Source organism: Paenibacillus sp. J31R34 (genome assembly GCF_059383715.1).
This window is the reverse complement of record NZ_JBXENU010000006.1, coordinates 24,240-40,870: the sequence shown is the minus strand read 5'-3', so window position 1 is coordinate 40,870 and position 16,631 is coordinate 24,240. Positions and strand designations below refer to the sequence as shown.

The window sequence follows — 16,631 nt, the reverse complement described above, 5'->3', positions numbered from 1 at the left end:
GTAGCGGAAGGAGCAGGGATGAGACGAAGGAGAATCGAACGCAGAGTGTCAGAAGCGCTGCAACGCTTGAAGAGCAGCCGCTGGGTGCATGTTTTTTCCATAGGTCTATTGCTTGGTATTACCGTAGCTTTAATGAAAGTTTCCCTTGTAGGCATACCTGATCGCATGCCTGCGACTCTAGCGAATGCGCAGCCGGAAGGGGCAGCGGGGATGGCTTTTGAGCCACCTGGCACGGGCAGCGGAAGCGGGGCGAATAAAGTCGAAGCAGGCAGCGCCGTTATCGCCCAGCAAATGGGCGGGCTATTGCCTAAAACGACAGGAGCGCTGAACGGGCTCATCGTACGCACCTATATGATGAAGGAACAGCGCACGGAAAGCTTGCCGCTGGAGGAGTATGTGCGAGGCGTTATCGCAGCGGAAATGCCGGCCGATTTTGAGCTGGAGGCGCTCAAGGCGCAGGCGATAGCTGCACGCACCTATATCGTACGCCGCCTCGCTTCTGGTGATGACAGCGGTGTGGAGAATGTAGAGGCTGACGTAACGGACACGATTGCCCATCAGGCCTATTTGCCGCTCGCGCAGCTGAAGCAGCATTGGCAAGGAGCCAAGCAGACAGCTAATATGAAAAAGCTGAATGAAGCGGTGAAGCAGACGGAGGGACTAATCGTCACGTATAATGGCGAGCCGATTCAGGCTGCTTTTTTCTCCACAAGCAGTGGGTATACAGAAAATTCCGAAGACTATTGGTCGGGTGAGATTCCTTATTTGCGCAGCGTCGCGAGTCCATGGGACATCGAGCTGTCACCGCGATACAAACAAAGCGTGGAGCTGACGCTGGCGCAATTATATGAGAAGCTTGGCCTTCAGGAGGAGAGCAGGGTTCAGCCCTCCATTCGGGTATTAGCTGCAACGGCAGGAAAAAGCATCAGCAAAATCGAAATCGCCGGAACGGTATTCACTGGCCGCGAGGTGCGCGAACGATTGGGACTAGCCTCAGCCGCCTTTACATGGAAAATGAACGATAAAGCCATTACTATTACAACTTATGGGTATGGACATGGCGTGGGCATGAGCCAATGGGGAGCGAACGGCATGGCAAAGCTAGGCTATTCCGCGAAAGATATATTAACCTACTATTATACCGATGCGAAGGTAGAGCAGGCTTCAAAGTTCTCGGGAACGCTGCTTGGTCGCTCCTAGCTCCATAAAACACAGGCTTTTTCGAAATCTTAAAGTCTCTATATTTTTACCCGGCATTTCATATACCCTCACGTATAAACCTAGCGAATCTGGCAACAATGGCTAGTGAGGTGATAGAAATGAACAATCAAAACAAACCAAATCAAGGATCAGAGGAAACTCCCAAAAATGGACTGGGAGCATCATCTGCCGCGGGTTCAGGCAATGGATTTAAAAGGCTGCTGGCACGCAAATGGGTTTCGCCAGCAATATTTATGGCCGCGGCAGCAATTATCGTAACCTTAATGTGGGTCTACCAGGGAGCGGATGACAGCAAGCAGACGACAGCTACAGAACATCCGGGCCAAATGGAAGCCACAGTAGGCGAGGGTACGGTAGCACAGCCGGAGAACGCAGTGGATGAAGTCATTCGCGAAGGCGAGCAATTGCAATGGCCGGTTGTGAACAAGGATTCACTGCAAATCGAGACACCTTTCTATGATGCTAGCGCAAGCAGTGATGAGCGCCAGGCAGCTATGGTGCAGACGGGGAATACATTCTCGCCGCACATGGGTATCGATCTTGTAGACCCGAATGACCAGCCATTTGATGTAGTAGCCGCTATGTCGGGCAAAGTTAGCCTAGTGCTCAATCATCCGACGAATGGCAGCATTATCGAAATCAACCATGGCGACGGTCTTGTGACCACTTACCAAAGCCTTAGCGACGTGAACGTGGCAGTAGGCGATGAAGTGAAGCAGGGAACCATTATTGCCAAAGCAGCTCGCAACGAGCTGGAAAAGGATTTGGGCGTCCATCTGCACTTTGAAGTGCGTGAAAACGGAAAAGCCGTCAATCCAAGCACCGTAGTCGGCGAGCAATAAGCGCGGGCAAAATAGGTCTCTAGACCTTGCAGGCAGGGGAATATCCCCTGCCTGTTTTGTATTTTTATGAAAATTTTATGACAAACTGGCTTGTCAGGCTTGACCATAAAGAATATATACCCGCGCCCCTCATATACTGTACCAAACTATCTCGAGTAGGGAGGCGGGAACGTGCACGATTACATCAAAGAGCGAACCATTAAAATAGGCCGTTGCATCGTAGAGACGAAGCATACGGTACGAACGATCGCCAAGGAATTCGGCGTATCCAAGAGTACGGTCCATAAGGATCTAACCGAACGGCTGCCGGAAATTAACCCCGACCTGGCGGATCAGGTAAAGCACATTTTGGAGTATCACAAGTCAATCCGCCATCTGCGCGGTGGTGAAGCAACGAAAATCAAATATAAGAAAACGAGCACGAAGAAGAGGGAAGTACTGGCAGCCGGGAAAACATAATTTATTCGCAAATTATTACAAACGGGTAGAGGATTTTATAGTTTTTTGGCGAATAATGTACGTTAGGGGTTTCCACGTCGTGGGAACTAATTGACCGTAGCGTTTACACTATTCGTTGGAGGACTTACGCCTTATGCTGAGCAAGGACATTGGAATTGATTTGGGAACGGCTAACGTATCTATTCATGTAAAAGGGAGAGGCGTTGTGCTCGATGAGCCGTCTGTCGTCGCGATTGAAAGCGACACGAAGAAGGTGCTTGCCGTTGGTGAGGAAGCTCACCGGATGGTCGGCCGTACGCCAGGCAATATTATTGCAATCCGCCCGTTAAGGGATGGGGTTATTGCTGACTTCGAAATAACGGAAATTATGCTGAAAGCATTTATTGATCGGGTGGAAGGGCGCAAGTGGCTGAGCCGTCCGCGCATCTTGATTTGCGCGCCAACAAATATTACATCCGTTGAGCAGAAGGCGATTCGTGAAGCGGCGGAACGCAGCGGAGCCAAGGAAGTATTTTTGGAAGAGGAAGCTAAAGCTGCCGCTATCGGGGCTGGAATGGACATCTTCCAGCCTAGCGGCAACATGGTTGTGGATATTGGCGGAGGCACGACGGACGTAGCTGTCCTGTCCATGGGCGACGTCGTGACCGCTTCTTCCATTAAAATCGCAGGAGATAAGTTCGATGCTGCGATCATGAAGTATATTAAAGATAAGTACAAGCTGCTGATCGGCGAGCGGACAAGCGAGGATATCAAGATCAAAATCGGTAAAGTTTACGAGGATGGACAACGTGCGGAAATGGATATCCGTGGACGCGATATGGTAACGGGCCTTCCGTTGACCATGACGATTCATTCGCAAGAGATTCAAGAAGCGCTTTGGGATTCGGTCATGTCGATCGTGGCTACGGCGAAGTCCGTACTGGAGAAAACGCCGCCTGAGCTGTCGGCAGATATTATTGATCGGGGCGTTATATTGACCGGTGGCGGTGCATTGCTGAATGGCCTGGATACGCTGCTTGCGGAAGAACTCAAGGTTCCGGTGCTGATTGCGGAAGATCCGATGCATTGCGTTGTTAAAGGTACCGGCATTCTGCTTGATAACTTGGACAAGCTTGGTAAGAAGCCTCGTTTTTAGGAAGACAAGGCAGGAGCAGCGCTTGCATAGCCGTTTGCGCAGGTAGGGCGTTTAAAAGGGGACGCGCCGAGGCGTTAAATTGAGTCAAAGGTCGCATAGGAAGCTATAACTGAAGTCATGCCTTTAACCGATATATAAATAATGGCATATACAGCGAGAGGGAACAGCCTTATACGATCTTCGAGGAGGCAATTGCAATGCTTAGAGGGCTTTACACAGCAGCTGCAGGCTTGACGGCTCAGCAGCGCAGACATGATACCGTAACGAATAATATTTCAAATATAAATACACCGGGCTATAAGCAGACGAATGCGGTCACGCGTTCATTCCCAGATACACTGCTTTCCATGACAGGGGTACAGGGCGAGTCAAGCAAGTCCATCGGCCGTCTCGGCATGGGGGTATTTGCAGAGGAGAGCTTATCGCTGCATGTTCAAGGGGACTTGTCCCAGACGGACAAGCCTACTGACTTCGCACTCGTGTCCAACATTGGGGTGGAGGGTGCGGCGTTTGACGAGTCCGGCAAATACGTAGCGGATGACGGTACGGTGACGTTCCAGCCGCAAGCGTTCTTTACACTGCAGGATGCGCAGGGGGATCTTCGTTATACGCGGGGCGGCTCCTTTACGCTGACGGCGGACGGTTTTCTTGTTAACGGAGACGGCGCCAATGTGCTTGGAGCTGATGGGAATCCTATTCAATTCGCAGCAGGCATAGGGCTTGAGCAGCTGTCGCTGACGAAGGATTTGCGTTTTGTTAATTCACAAACCGGTGTGGATAGTGGCGTACAGCCGCTGCTGGTGACGCGAATTAATGAGCCGAACCAACTCGTACGCGCTGGAGACGGCCAGTTCCGTTTTAATGGAGATGCAGCGCAAGCTGTTGCGCTTCAGGAAACGGATCAGGTAGAGGTGCAGCAAGGGTATGTGGAGCGATCCAACGTAGATGCGGCACAATCCTCCGTTGATTTAATGGCGGCGCTTCGCGCTTATGAAGCCAACCAGAAGGTTGTACAATTTTACGATCAAAGTCTGGAGAAGGCTGTAACGGAAGTAGGCCGCGTTTAAGACGAAGTCAGCAACGGAACGTGAAGGAGGCAGACGATGAACGGCTCAATGATTAATGCGGTAGTCTCGATGGGTGGACTCCAGCAGAAGCTTGATATGATCGCTGATAATATCGCCAACGTGAATACAGTAGGCTATAAGCGGAAGGAAGCAACCTTTGAGGATTTGTTGACGAATGTCAGCAAGCAGCCAAATGATTTTAAACAGCCGGGACGTATGACGCCGCTTGATTTCAACCAAGGCTGGGGCTCCCAGTTGACGATGATTAAGCCGAATCTAGAGCAAGGAACGATTGCAACAACAGGCAAGGACACGGACTTTGCTATTGAAGGAAATGCGTTGTTCGAGGTCATTGTGAACGCTAATGGCGACCGTGCTTATACGCGCAACGGTGCGTTTCAGTTGACGGTTAATGCAAACGGTGATAACATTTTGGCAACGGCTGAAGGCTATCCTATTGTTTCGACAGTGGTGACCCAGCCAGGCAATGTAGTCGTTGAGCAGCCGGTAACTGTTCCAGATGGCTATAAGCTGGTTATTGGTGCTGATGGCAGTGCGCAAGGTGTTGCTGCTGACGGTACAACCATTAATTTAGGCACAATTAAATTGATGCAAGCAACCCGACCTTCTGCTCTTACTCAGCTGGATGACAATTTGTTTTCCGTTGCTGAAGGGCTGAATGTGGGTGATGTAATCCAAGAGGTTACTCCTGACGCGGATAATGCGATCGCGCTGCGCCAAGGCTCTCTTGAGCAATCCAATGTGGATATGAGCAGCGAGATGACTGAGCTGATTAATGTACAACGTGCTTACCAACTGGTAGCTAGGGCATTAACATCAAGCGATTCGATGATGGGATTGGCGAACGGCTTGCGCAGATAGATAGGGTGATGGTGGTAATGAGTACGACGAATGAACGAGCTGATTTTGCGGATGACAAGCTGGAAGATGAACAATCAGAACAGACCCGCAGCAGCTCGCGCAGGAAGGGGCAGGGCTCCACTCCAGAGAAGAAGAAGCGGCCCCTGGTACTGAGAATCATATTATGGATTTTGCGCCGCAGCATTGTGCCTTGCATCATGGTCATTATGCTGATTGCGGGCCTCTATATCGGTTATACGGTGTTGGGCAAGCAATCGGGAGATGATGTGTTTGAGTGGTCGACTTGGCAGCATGTCTATGATCTTGTATTCTCGGATTCGTAGTTCGCACCGTACGAATGGTTGAAGGCGGTATTCGCAGCTTATTGCGGATGCCGCTTTTTTGCAAATATAGGAAAGGATATGATTTTTCTATCCTTTCTCTATATTTCTCGGCACGAAACGCGCTGCGCCGCCAAAGGACGGCGACAGCCGTTTCACCTTGGTCGTCCGCGAGTGAGAAATCAGCAGACGAAAAAAGAACACCAATCCGTTTGTTTAGAAAACAAAGCGGAAGGTGTTCTTTTTTTAAATATAAGCATTTATAAATTTTACCCTTGCTTATTTTACAGTTACACGCATCGATACTGTTTTTCCGTCAAAGGTAGCTTTAATAGTAGCTGAGCCTTTGCTCAGAGCAATAATTTTGCCATTCGATACAGTAGCTACGCTCGCTTTGCTAGTTACCCAAGTTGCGCTCGTAGTTACGTCTACTGGATTGCCAGTCGTGTAGTTTGCTTGCAGCTTAAGCGAATATGAAGTGCCTGGGCTTAGTTTAAGCGACTTATCCGACAGGGTTAAAGATTTAAGCTTAGGTGATACCGTAATCGGAACTTCCAGCGTTTTGCCTTGATAAGAGCCGGTCAGCTTGCCGCTGCCTACGGCCAGCGCTTTAACGGTGCTGCCATTAACAGTTGCCAGAGTGCTGGAAGAAACCGTCCAGTTCATTTTGGTGCTCAAAACCACTTTCTTGCCGCTCACATAGTAGCCTGTTACCTTTACCGACTTGCTTTTGCCTGGGAAAAGCTCAAGGCTGGATGGTTCTGCTACCAGCTTCTCGATCTCTTCTTCAACGTAAGCTTTGACGGTAGCTGTTTTATTTAAATAGGTTGCTGTTAACGTCACTTTGGAGGCTTCAATCCCCTTCACTTTGCCATTAACGACGATTGCATTGTCTGATGATGCTTTCCATGTTGCTTTGGAAGAAACATTCTCTTCTGATCCGTCCTGATTCACAACCGTAATCGTAGGAAGCGCCGAATCCTTGCCGATTACTACGCTAAGCTCTTTCGTACTTGGAACGAGCTTCACAGGTGTAAGGTGTACAATCAGCTCAAATGTCTTTTTTAGGCCATTGAGCTCAGCCGTTACAACTGTTTTGCCTACAGCTACAGCTGTCCATTTGCCATCTTCAATAGTAGCGATTTTCTCGTCGGCAACGGTCCATTTTACGATTTTGGAAACGTCAGCTGTATCTCCGCCGAAGGTAGTACCGCTGACCTTAGGTAGCGTATCGCTTTTTTCCGGGAAGGTATCGATGGAATCCTTATCGATTTTCAGCTCGGAGACGCTAGGGAAAACCGTAATGTCAATGCTGCGGCTGATGCCTTTAATCGCTGCTGTTATTTTGGTTGTTCCCGATGCTTTTGGCGTAACAAGTCCATTCGTCACTGTAGCGACGATTAGATTGGAGGATGTCCACTCCGCCTGCGTAGTAACGTTTTCGCTTCCACCGGAAAGCTCCTGAACCTCAGCTGTAATTTGCAAGCCAGGGCTGTTTAGCATCATTTGATATTCCTTGGCTGGCGATAGCTTGATCGATTGGTAGGGTGTACGAACGACAACATCAATAGTCGAGCTTACTCCTAAATAAGTAGCGGTAATTTTAGTTTGGCCAGTGGCAACTGGAGTTACAACACCATCCTTGACGGTTGCAACAGCAGCACTGCTAGTTGTCCAAGTTGCTTTTGTCGTTACGGTTTCTGTCGAGCCGCTTGTTGTTGTAGCTATGGCTTGAATCGTCTGGTCATCGTCGCCCATATCGATTTCAAGTATTGTCTTTGGCGACAAAGCCAGTGATTTATAAGGGGAAGTGACGACAAGCTTTACCGTGTCGGTCTTTCCTTTATATTTTGCAGTAATCGTTGTAGTTCCTGCGCCTACAAGTGTAACTGTGCCGTCATCGACAGTCGCGACGGAAGTGCTGGAGGACGTCCAGGTCGCAATGGTTGTAATAGGCTCATTGGCAGAGCCGGTTTTAATCCCGCTCAGCGTAAACAACTGATCTGCACCGAGATTAACGTCATAGCTTTCGGCGGCGTTGCTGCCATTTTTCAAAATTTGCACAGAGTCATAAACGTAATCGGATGTGACTTTAATGTTTTCGGTATAGCCGCTGTATGAAGCGCTGACAGTAGCTGTTCCTTTTCCTACAGCCGTCAGAACGCCTTTGTCTACTTTAACGATGGAGGTGTTGGATGACTTCCATGTTGCGGATGCGCTGACGTCCTTCTTGGTAGAAGAGCTTGAAGTGGCAGCCAGCAAGGAAACGATAACGGCATCATCCTCAATAAATACTTCCAGTGATGAAGTGCTGCTATTGTAATCCCAAGAATCATAGCTTAGTTCAATGCTTGTTACAGTTTCGTCTGCAGCATTCGCGATGCCGCTGAATGTGGTAGCGATGAGCATGACAGATAGAACGGCGGCGAGCCATCTCCTGATTTCTCTGAGAGACTTGTTCCCGTTTACACTTAAATTCACTACATCCTATCCCTTCGTCTATAGAATAAAAAAACTCTCTATTCTATATAACGGCTTACATATAGAGGAAATGAATAAAGATGTCGTATTTTGTTTGAAAAAAAAATCATTTGCCACGCAATTGCATCTGCAAGTCCCAAGTTTAGCCATACATGGGCCGTGGCAGTTTTATTTTTGATACGGTAGTTGTATAATGGTTTGGAGCCTTAATGCCGCGCCCGCCAAGGGGTAGAATGCTTGCCATTCTTCGCTTGCGTGCCGCCAGGGAGTCCAGAGGGATTCGCGGCAAAATGAAAGAAGCTTGGCCGCAGACGCTTCGGGTCCGCACAGCCAAGCCCTCTATCTCAACCTTCACAAACTGCAGCTTCATGAAGGATATCTATAGTGTCAGTAAAAATTGCATTTTTTATACCCTCGATAACAAGGAAGGAGCTTTATTCATGCTCGATATTAATCAAATTCAGGAAATTATCCCCCATCGCCCGCCATTTCTGCTCATTGACCGTATTTTGGAGGTAGAGCCGGGTGTCAGAGCGGTTGGCCTTAAAAATGTAACGATGAACGAACCTTATTTTGTAGGACATTTTCCAGGTTATCCGGTTATGCCTGGCGTGCTTATCGTTGAAGCGCTGGCTCAAGTCGGCACTGTAGCAATGCTCATGCTGGAGGTCAACAAAGGCAAATTAGGCTTTTTTGCAGGCATTGATGGCTTTCGATTCCGTGGTCAGGTGAAGCCTGGCGATACGCTTACACTTGAGGTCGTCATTACGAGATTGAAAGGCAGCATCGGCAAAGGACAAGCTACTGCGAAAGTGGGAGACCAAGTTGTTGCTGAAGGCGAGCTTATGTTTGCCCTGTCGGATCCAGCCTAAATTTTTTAGAGTATAAGGATTTATAAGTTTGATCTTTATCAAACGGCTTATATTTCACACGCGAAACGGTAGCTTTGCCGCCATAGGGCGGCGACAGCCGTTTACGCTAGTTTCATTTATATACAAGGGAGAGATAGCTATATGAGTCAAAATGAAGCGGCAATCCAGCGTTACAATGCTTGGTTAAACGATCCGTTGATTGATGAGGCGACAAAAGAGGAGCTTCGCGGCATCGCGGGCGATGAGAAGGAGATTACAGACCGTTTCTACCGTGATCTGGAATTCGGAACAGGCGGTCTGCGCGGCGTTATGGGCGCTGGTACGAATCGTCTTAATACTTATACCGTAGGCAAAGCGACGCAGGGGCTGGCGAACTGGCTGCTGGGGAATGCTGCGGGCGAGGCTCCTTCAATGGTTATCGCTCATGACTCCCGCAACTATTCACCGGAATTTGCGCTCGATTCAGCGCTTGTACTGGCGGCAAACGGCGTGAAAACGTATTTGTTCCAATCGCTGCGCGCAACGCCACAGCTGTCGTATGCGGTGCGCTCGCTTAAAGCTTCGAGTGGTATTGTCATTACGGCGAGCCATAATCCGCCTGAATATAACGGCTATAAGGCGTATGGTGCTGACGGCTGCCAGCTCATTCCTGAGGATGCGGAGCAGGTTATCGCTTCGATTCAGCAGGTAACGGGCTTTGATCAGGTGAAGCGTCTGAGCCGTGAAGAAGCAGAGGCACAAGGCTTGCTCGTATGGCTGGGCGAGGATGCCGACGAATCCTACATTAATACGGTGGTCGCGCAAAGCCTGAATGTGGAGCTTATCCGCAGTGGTGTTGGCGAGCAGTTCAGCGTAGTATTCACTCCGCTTCATGGAACAGGCAATATGCCCGTTCGCGAGGTGCTTGCAAAAGTCGGATTTAGCAATGTACATATTGTTGCGGAGCAGGAGCAGCCGGATGGCTACTTTAGCACTGTAAAATCTCCTAACCCGGAAGAACGCGAGGCGTTTACGCTAGCAATCAAGCTGGCGCAGCAGGTCAATGCCGATATTATTATCGGAACTGATCCAGATGCCGACCGTATGGGTGCAGTTGTGAAAAATAATAACGGTGAATATGTTGTGCTGACAGGCAATCAATCGGGCGCTTTGATGGTGAATTATGTGCTCAGCCAGCTCAAGGAGCGCGGACAATTGCCGGATAATGGCGTTGTTATTAAAACCATTGTTACGAGCGAGATGGGTGCGGATATTGCTCGTTCTTACGGTGTAGCTGTTGAAAACACGCTTACTGGCTTTAAATATATCGGCGAGAAAATGACAGGCTATGAAAAAACTGGCGAGCGCTCCTTCCTTTTCGGCTATGAGGAAAGCTACGGTTATTTGACTGGAACTTACGCACGGGATAAGGATGCTATCGTAGCGGCTTTGCTGATTTGTGAAGCAGCAGCATATTATAGAAGCTTAGGTAAAACACTATATGATGTATTGCTTGAGCTGTATGAGAAGCATGGCGTTTATTTGGAAGGTTTGGAGTCGCGGACACTGAAGGGTCTTGACGGCGTGCAAAAAATTGCTGGCATTATGGACAGCTGGCGCAATCAGCCGCCCGTTGATATTAACGGCGTGAAGGTAGAGCAGGTGCTCGATTATAAGCTCGGTCTGGATGGTCTCCGCCCGGAAAACGTGCTGAAATATATGCTGGCTGATGGCTCATGGTTCTGCCTTCGTCCATCGGGTACCGAGCCGAAGATTAAAGTTTATTTTGCAGTTCGCGGTGAATCGACTTCGCAAGCTGAAGAAGCGCTGAATGCTTTGCGTCAGGCGGTTATGGCAAGAGTAGACGGATAAGGAATATTTGGCTTCAACCGTGGACGGCTGCTCGACAATAGAGCTATAGGAAGCGGAATGAAAAGGATAGATGAACGGAGGATTTACGTGCTTCAAAACTGGCTGCAATGGAATCGCAGAGCTAAGCAGTGGCTCTGGATCATTACGCTGATTGGCGTGATGGCGGCACTTCCTATTGGTTATAATCGAATGAATACGGAGTCAACGTCTAAGCAAGTGGAGTATGTGTTTGATTATCGCGACTTGATCGAAATTGCGGAATATTCGGCGAAGCCGCAGGATTTTCTAGCGCAGCATCTCATTTTTATGAAAGAAGCCGGCATATCGACCATGGCCGTCTATGAAAGCTCGCTTCGCGAGCTGATGCAGGCGGGCAGATTGACCTACTATAACTCCAAGGATGCAGCCTTGCTTCAAGGCAAGCTGGAGACGCCGGGGCAAAATTTCACTTATATTTTGTATACTGGCAGCGCGGAGAAGGAGCAGGTTGGACCGATTGTTCGCGCTGCATATGACCGGGCTGGCGTCGTTTATCGGGACTGGTCTTTCGATGGACGCGATGGTCTTGTGGTGGAGCTGCCGCTGCAAAATTCGCTGCTTCAACCGCTTGGCTTTGATCCGATGTCACTGGAAAGAATTAAAGCAGCAGGCTTCAGTGTTCTGCCTCGTTTGACTGACCGGGTGCTTCCGTATTCACAGGAAGAAGCAGAGGCGACTCTTGCTCAGTTGAAAAATTACGGCGTTACACGGATTTTGTTCGATGGCGATAAAGTAAAAGGCTACACCGATAATGCGGAGGATAAGAGCTTGCGCGCATTCGCCGAGCTGCTTAACAAATATCAAATCGGTGTAACGACCATCGAGAATTTGAAAAAAGAGCAATCGGGTATGACGACACTCGCCTACCTGACGGACTATAATATTGTACGCCTTTATTCGTTGTCTCCTACGGATGCGATGAGAATGAAGCCGGAAGATATTGCTGACCGCTTCCTGCTTGCAGCGAAGGATCGCAACATTCGGATGTTTTTCCTAAATGGTGCCCCATCGTCAAGCCAGGAAAAATCGGCTGTTATTAATCCACTGGACAACCTCTACCTGTCTCTTAAAGGGGAGGATGGAAACAAAGGCACGATTCAGCGTTTGGCAGATGCCGGATTTGCTCCGGGTACAGCCGAGCCGTTTGATCGGGAATACCCGTCATGGGTTAAAATGCTGAAGGGAATCGTTGTTATTGGCGCGATTGCCTTAATTGCACTATTAATCAATGCTTTTCTGCCAGGCACGCTTATTGCGGTGTTCCTGCTCGGTATTCTCGGCAGCGGCGGCTTGTATGTGCTGAGCAGCTCCGTGCTGGAGCAGGCGCTTGCGCTTGGAGCCGGAATTAGTGCGCCAACACTTGCGCTCATTTGGGTCATGAACCGAATCTATTCCAGAACCGAAGGAAACCAGCGCTTTGTTGGCGGAGCGGATTGGACTTTCCGCAACAAAGATAAAGGAAAAGGCGTTGTTATTCCGCTGAGCAGCACCGGTGATGCTGGCGGCAAGTGGGTATTCGAAGGCTTGCCGGCGCGCCGCCGTCTGGGACTTGCTTTCAGTTGGTTTATTGTAGTAGCGCTCATGTCGCTTATTGCAGTCCCTTATGTATTCGGCTTGCTGAACAATATTACGTATATGCTTGTGCTTCAACAATTCCGCGGAGTAAGCCTGCTGCATCTCGCGCCGATTGGGCTTGTTGCGATCTATGTTGTGTTTTACACAGGACATGCTCCAATCGCCCGCATTCGCAAAATGCTGTCTACGCCGATTAACGTGCTAATGGTTGTCGTTGGTTTAATTGTTGTAGCTGCGGGTATGTATTATTTATCACGTACAGGTAATGAGGGACAGACGCTGCCCTTTGAGCGTCCTTTCCGCGAATGGCTGGAAGGCACGTTTGGCGTCCGTCCGCGAAATAAAGAGTTTTTGCTGGCACATCCACTGCTGCTGGTGGGGTTGTTCGCCGCGCTGCGTTACCGCGCTGCCTGGCTGTTCGTTATTATTGGCTCCATTGGCCAGCTTTCGATGGTCGACACATTTGCGCATATCCATACGCCGCTGCATATTTCCATCATCCGCGTATTCCTTGGCCTTGGCCTGGGTGCGGCGGTCGGATTTATTCTCATCGGAGTGTGGCAGCTTCTGGAAGGAGTCTGGTCTAAATGGTCGCCGGCCCTCAAACGCATATTCGCCGAATAGCGATTTCTGGCTACTACGGCTTTAGTAATAGTGGCGACGAAGCTGTGCTGCGTTCGATTTTGCTGGCGCTTGCCGAGCAGAGCAAGGCGTATGGGCTTGAGGTGCAGCCGGTCGTGCTGTCGGCCGATCCGGCTTGGACGAAGGCGATGTACGGCGTAGAGGCCGTACATCGGATGCGCCCCGCTGACGTGTGGGGCGCGCTGCGCAGCTGCGACGGGCTGATCAGCGGCGGCGGAAGCCTGCTGCAGGATGCCACAGGCACGAAGACGATTCCGTATTACACCGGAATCGTGAAGCTTGCCCAATTGCTGGGCAAGCCGACATTCATTTATTCGCAGGGCATCGGGCCGGTGAACCGCCGGTGGATGGACCCGATGATCCGCCATGTTATGCGGCGGAGCACTTATGTTTCAGTGCGGGACGACCAATCCGCCGCTTTGCTTGGGCGGATGGGAGTGCCGCATGACCGGATCGAGGTTGTACCCGATCCGGTTATGGGCTTGCCGCTGCCGCTAGGCGCAGCGGCGGCCGGGGCGCCAGGCGGCGAGGCAACCGCTGCGGCTGCTGCGCCTAGCGGTGCGGGGACCGCGCAGGCCGGCAGCGGAGCTATGCCGGTCGTCGGCGTGTCCCTGCGCCGCTGGCGCGAAGACGGCGCGGATCTTGCGCGCGCCGCCGATGCGCTAATCGCGCTGACGCGCCGCCGCCAGGTACGGCTGCGGTTTCTACCGTTCCATACCCCAGATGATGTGCAAAGCTCGAAGCAGGTCATGGAACGGCTGCAAGGGCAGCTCGCCAGCGGAAGCATCGCTGAGCTGGCGTCGCCGGGCGACGACCCGCAGCAAATGCTGCTGGAGGTGAGCCATTGCGATATATTATTCGGAATGCGGCTGCATGCATTAATTTATGCGGCAAACCAGATGGTGCCCATGCTTGGTTTATCCTATGATCCCAAAATCGATCAATTTCTGAAAAGAATCCATTTGCAGCCTATTGGCTCAACGGAGCTGCTTGACGCAGAAGCTTTCGCCGATGAGGCGGAGCGGATGCTGGAGAACGGCGACAGCTGGCGCAGATCGCATCAGGAAGCTATTTCGAAGTTGAAGCAACAAGCGCAGCAGCCTGCTGAACAAATTATGAAGCTGCTGCTCCATCCCATATCGAGGTGATATTCGTTTGTCGAACCATGTTCCAACCGTATCTATTTACGGCATACCCTTCTCTAAAATGACAATGGATGAGACGGTCAGCTATTTAGTGAAAGCAATTGAGGAGAAGCGTCAAACGCATGTCATTACAGCTAATCCGATTATGGTGATGTCTGCTCTGGAGAGTGCTGATTACTACCGGATGATGACGAAGGCAGAGCTTATTGTACCTGACGGCGCAGGTGTAGTATGGGCGGCTAATTATGTGGGCACGCCTGTTGCCGAGCGAGTTGCTGGCTTTGACCTGATGCATCGTTTAATGCGTGAAGGCGAACAGCGCAAATGGACGGCTTACCTGCTCGGAACATCTCAAGAGGTTATTGAAGCAGCAGCCGAAAAGCTGCAGCTTCAATATCCGCAGGTGCGAATCGTGGGATATCGCAACGGATTTTTTGGTCCCGATCAGGATCAGGGGGTTGTGGAGGAGATTCGCCAGGCTGCGCCGCACATATTGCTCGTTGCTAGAGGAGCAGAGACGCAGGAGCCTTGGATTGCGAAATATAAGCAACAACTTGGCGTCCCATATATAATGGGCATTGGAGGCAGCTTCGATATTATTGCAGGAAAGCTGAAGCGTGCGCCGATGATTTTTCAAAAGCTGCGTTTAGAGTGGTTTTACCGTTTGCTTCAGGAGCCAAAAAGGCTGCCAAGAATGCTCGTTTTGCCGAAATTCGTTGTGAAAGTGATGCGCGACAAAGAAAACGTAACAAAACCTGGGCCATTATCGTGAAAACTCGTGAAAACCGTTGAAATTGAATGAAAACGGGATTGGAGTTTCTTTTTCGATCGGAGTATAATTCACTTCGGTAGACACAAAAGGGGAGCTGCATTACATGCCAGAAGGCTTATTGTATTCGATTGGTTTTATTCTTGCTCTGACGTTAGCGCTAGTCATGACACCGCTTGTTAAAAAATTCGCTTTTTTCGTCGGTGCGATTGATAAGCCGAATCATCGGAAGGTTCATACCCGCATTATGCCACGCATGGGTGGTTTGGCAATTTATGCTGCATTTGTTGCAGGATTTTTATTGCTGTTCCCGTTCATTCCTGATGGAATGCTGACAGATGCAAATATGAATATGATTAAAGCGCTGCTTGTAGGCGGCACGATTATTATTTTGATTGGCGCTTTGGATGATCGGTTTGAGCTGTCTGCCAAAGTGAAGCTGCTGGGCCAGCTCGTCGCGGCAAGCGTTGTCGTATTTGGCTTTGGTATCAAAATCGATCTAGTTAACATTCCGTTCGGTGAGGCTATGCAGCCGATTGCTGGCTGGATCGCTGTTCCGATTACCATTCTCTGGATTGTCGGCGTAACCAATGCGATTAATTTAATCGATGGTTTGGATGGGCTCGCGGCTGGTGTTTCCGGTATTGCGATCTCTACCATTTTGATCATGGCGATTGTAATGGGCAATATCCCTATTATTCTGCTCAGCAGCCTGCTGCTCGGCGGCATTGTCGGATTTTTATTTTTCAACTTCCATCCTGCGAAAATCTTTATGGGCGATTCGGGCTCGCTGTTCCTTGGATTCAGCCTGGCTACGTTGTCCATGATTGGCTTTAAGCAGGTTACAATTGTTTCGTTCGTTACTCCATTGCTGATTATCGGTGTTCCGCTTTCGGATACATTTTTTGCAATCGTTCGCCGCTGGGTGAACAAGCGGCCGATTTTCGCACCGGATAAAGGGCACTTGCATCATTGCTTGCAGGAGCTTGGCTTTAGCCATCGTCGTACGGTTCTGATTATTTGGGGCGTGGCAGCGATATTCGGAGGTTTTGCGATTTTGCAGTCTACCGTCATACAATCGACCGCAGCCAATTGGGTCACGTTCTCCGTTATTTGCTTGCTGATGTTTGGCCTGCAAATTGGCGCCGAGCTTATTGGGATCGTTGACAAAACGCGCCGCCCGGTTATTAACTTCTTTAATCGGCTGCTGCTGCGGACAAAGGTAGATGCGCAATCGCGTTCGAAATAATTTAGGATTCCCGCTATTATTTTATTATAGGATTTTATGTTGAAGCTCCACATCCTTTGCAAAGGCTGTGGAGCTTTTTTGC

The 16,631-nt window shown here is 49.9% G+C and carries 14 protein-coding genes; 13 read left to right on the top strand and 1 reads right to left on the bottom strand.

What is annotated here, in order from left to right; translation table 11 throughout:
* Window positions 1–18 precede the first annotated feature (18 nt).
* From spoIID to AC50YG_RS17350, 7 genes are all read left to right on the top strand, one after another.
* The gene (spoIID, locus tag AC50YG_RS17380; protein WP_494828216.1) at window positions 19–1,200 is read left to right on the top strand and encodes a stage II sporulation protein D; all 1,182 of its coding nucleotides are present in this window, start codon (window positions 19–21) and stop codon (window positions 1,198–1,200) included.
* 119 nt (window positions 1,201–1,319) lie between these two features.
* Entirely contained in the window at window positions 1,320–2,063 is a 744-nt protein-coding gene (locus AC50YG_RS17375; protein WP_494828215.1) for a peptidoglycan DD-metalloendopeptidase family protein, read from the top strand.
* 171 nt (window positions 2,064–2,234) lie between these two features.
* Entirely contained in the window at window positions 2,235–2,522 is a 288-nt protein-coding gene (spoIIID, locus tag AC50YG_RS17370) for a sporulation transcriptional regulator SpoIIID (protein WP_046231346.1), read from the top strand.
* 133 nt (window positions 2,523–2,655) lie between these two features.
* Window positions 2,656–3,657, top strand: coding sequence for a rod shape-determining protein (locus AC50YG_RS17365; RefSeq protein ID WP_473756382.1), 1,002 nt, complete (start codon window positions 2,656–2,658; stop codon window positions 3,655–3,657).
* Between the two features lie 197 nt (window positions 3,658–3,854).
* A complete protein-coding gene (locus AC50YG_RS17360) occupies window positions 3,855–4,724 on the top strand; it encodes a flagellar hook-basal body protein (RefSeq protein WP_473756383.1) in 870 nt (289 codons plus the stop codon).
* Between the two features lie 36 nt (window positions 4,725–4,760).
* Window positions 4,761–5,606, top strand: coding sequence for a flagellar hook-basal body protein (locus tag AC50YG_RS17355; RefSeq protein WP_473756385.1), 846 nt, complete (start codon window positions 4,761–4,763; stop codon window positions 5,604–5,606).
* A gap of 17 nt (window positions 5,607–5,623) precedes the next feature.
* Window positions 5,624–5,929 carry a DNA-directed RNA polymerase subunit beta gene (locus tag AC50YG_RS17350; protein ID WP_494828214.1) on the top strand — a complete coding sequence of 102 codons (306 nt, stop codon included), beginning with the start codon at window positions 5,624–5,626 and terminating at the stop codon, window positions 5,927–5,929.
* A 276-nt stretch (window positions 5,930–6,205) separates the two neighbouring features.
* Here the strand turns inward: AC50YG_RS17350 and AC50YG_RS17345 are convergent, their stop codons facing one another.
* Complete coding sequence (locus AC50YG_RS17345) at window positions 6,206–8,407, bottom strand: Ig-like domain-containing protein (protein ID WP_494828213.1); 2,202 nt, start codon at window positions 8,405–8,407, stop codon at window positions 6,206–6,208.
* Between the two features lie 440 nt (window positions 8,408–8,847).
* Here AC50YG_RS17345 and fabZ point away from each other — a divergent pair, with 440 nt between their 5' ends.
* The 6 genes from fabZ to AC50YG_RS17315 all read left to right on the top strand — a co-directional run bounded on the left by fabZ (window position 8,848) and on the right by AC50YG_RS17315 (window position 16,549).
* Window positions 8,848–9,279, top strand: coding sequence for a 3-hydroxyacyl-ACP dehydratase FabZ (gene fabZ / locus AC50YG_RS17340; RefSeq protein ID WP_430160351.1), 432 nt, complete (start codon window positions 8,848–8,850; stop codon window positions 9,277–9,279).
* A 141-nt stretch (window positions 9,280–9,420) separates the two neighbouring features.
* Window positions 9,421–11,130, top strand: coding sequence for a phospho-sugar mutase (locus AC50YG_RS17335; RefSeq protein ID WP_494828212.1), 1,710 nt, complete (start codon window positions 9,421–9,423; stop codon window positions 11,128–11,130).
* A gap of 87 nt (window positions 11,131–11,217) precedes the next feature.
* Window positions 11,218–13,368 carry a DUF5693 family protein gene (locus AC50YG_RS17330; RefSeq protein ID WP_494828211.1) on the top strand — a complete coding sequence of 717 codons (2,151 nt, stop codon included), beginning with the start codon at window positions 11,218–11,220 and terminating at the stop codon, window positions 13,366–13,368.
* The gene (csaB, locus tag AC50YG_RS17325; protein WP_494828210.1) at window positions 13,332–14,534 is read left to right on the top strand and encodes a polysaccharide pyruvyl transferase CsaB; all 1,203 of its coding nucleotides are present in this window, start codon (window positions 13,332–13,334) and stop codon (window positions 14,532–14,534) included. The genes AC50YG_RS17330 and csaB overlap by 37 nt, the downstream gene beginning before the upstream one ends.
* Before the next feature lie 7 nt (window positions 14,535–14,541).
* Complete coding sequence (locus AC50YG_RS17320) at window positions 14,542–15,303, top strand: WecB/TagA/CpsF family glycosyltransferase (RefSeq protein WP_494828209.1); 762 nt, start codon at window positions 14,542–14,544, stop codon at window positions 15,301–15,303.
* A gap of 103 nt (window positions 15,304–15,406) precedes the next feature.
* Window positions 15,407–16,549 (top strand): glycosyltransferase family 4 protein, encoded by a 1,143-nt coding sequence (locus AC50YG_RS17315; RefSeq protein WP_494828208.1) that lies wholly within the window; start codon window positions 15,407–15,409, stop codon window positions 16,547–16,549.
* Window positions 16,550–16,631: the final 82 nt, after the last annotated feature.

What these genes read in the sequence shown, in the direction of transcription:
- AC50YG_RS17335 (WP_494828212.1), top strand. Translation starts at nt 9,421, where the DNA reads ATGAGTCAAAATGAAGCGGCAATCCAGCGTTACAATGCTTGGTTAAAC.
- csaB (WP_494828210.1), top strand. Translation starts at nt 13,332, where the DNA reads ATGGTCGCCGGCCCTCAAACGCATATTCGCCGAATAGCGATTTCTGGC.
- AC50YG_RS17355 (WP_473756385.1), top strand. Translation starts at nt 4,761, where the DNA reads ATGAACGGCTCAATGATTAATGCGGTAGTCTCGATGGGTGGACTCCAG.
- fabZ (WP_430160351.1), top strand. Translation starts at nt 8,848, where the DNA reads ATGCTCGATATTAATCAAATTCAGGAAATTATCCCCCATCGCCCGCCA.
- AC50YG_RS17360 (WP_473756383.1), top strand. Translation starts at nt 3,855, where the DNA reads ATGCTTAGAGGGCTTTACACAGCAGCTGCAGGCTTGACGGCTCAGCAG.
- AC50YG_RS17350 (WP_494828214.1), top strand. Translation starts at nt 5,624, where the DNA reads ATGAGTACGACGAATGAACGAGCTGATTTTGCGGATGACAAGCTGGAA.
- AC50YG_RS17375 (WP_494828215.1), top strand. Translation starts at nt 1,320, where the DNA reads ATGAACAATCAAAACAAACCAAATCAAGGATCAGAGGAAACTCCCAAA.
- spoIID (WP_494828216.1), top strand. Translation starts at nt 19, where the DNA reads ATGAGACGAAGGAGAATCGAACGCAGAGTGTCAGAAGCGCTGCAACGC.
- AC50YG_RS17365 (WP_473756382.1), top strand. Translation starts at nt 2,656, where the DNA reads ATGCTGAGCAAGGACATTGGAATTGATTTGGGAACGGCTAACGTATCT.
- AC50YG_RS17315 (WP_494828208.1), top strand. Translation starts at nt 15,407, where the DNA reads ATGCCAGAAGGCTTATTGTATTCGATTGGTTTTATTCTTGCTCTGACG.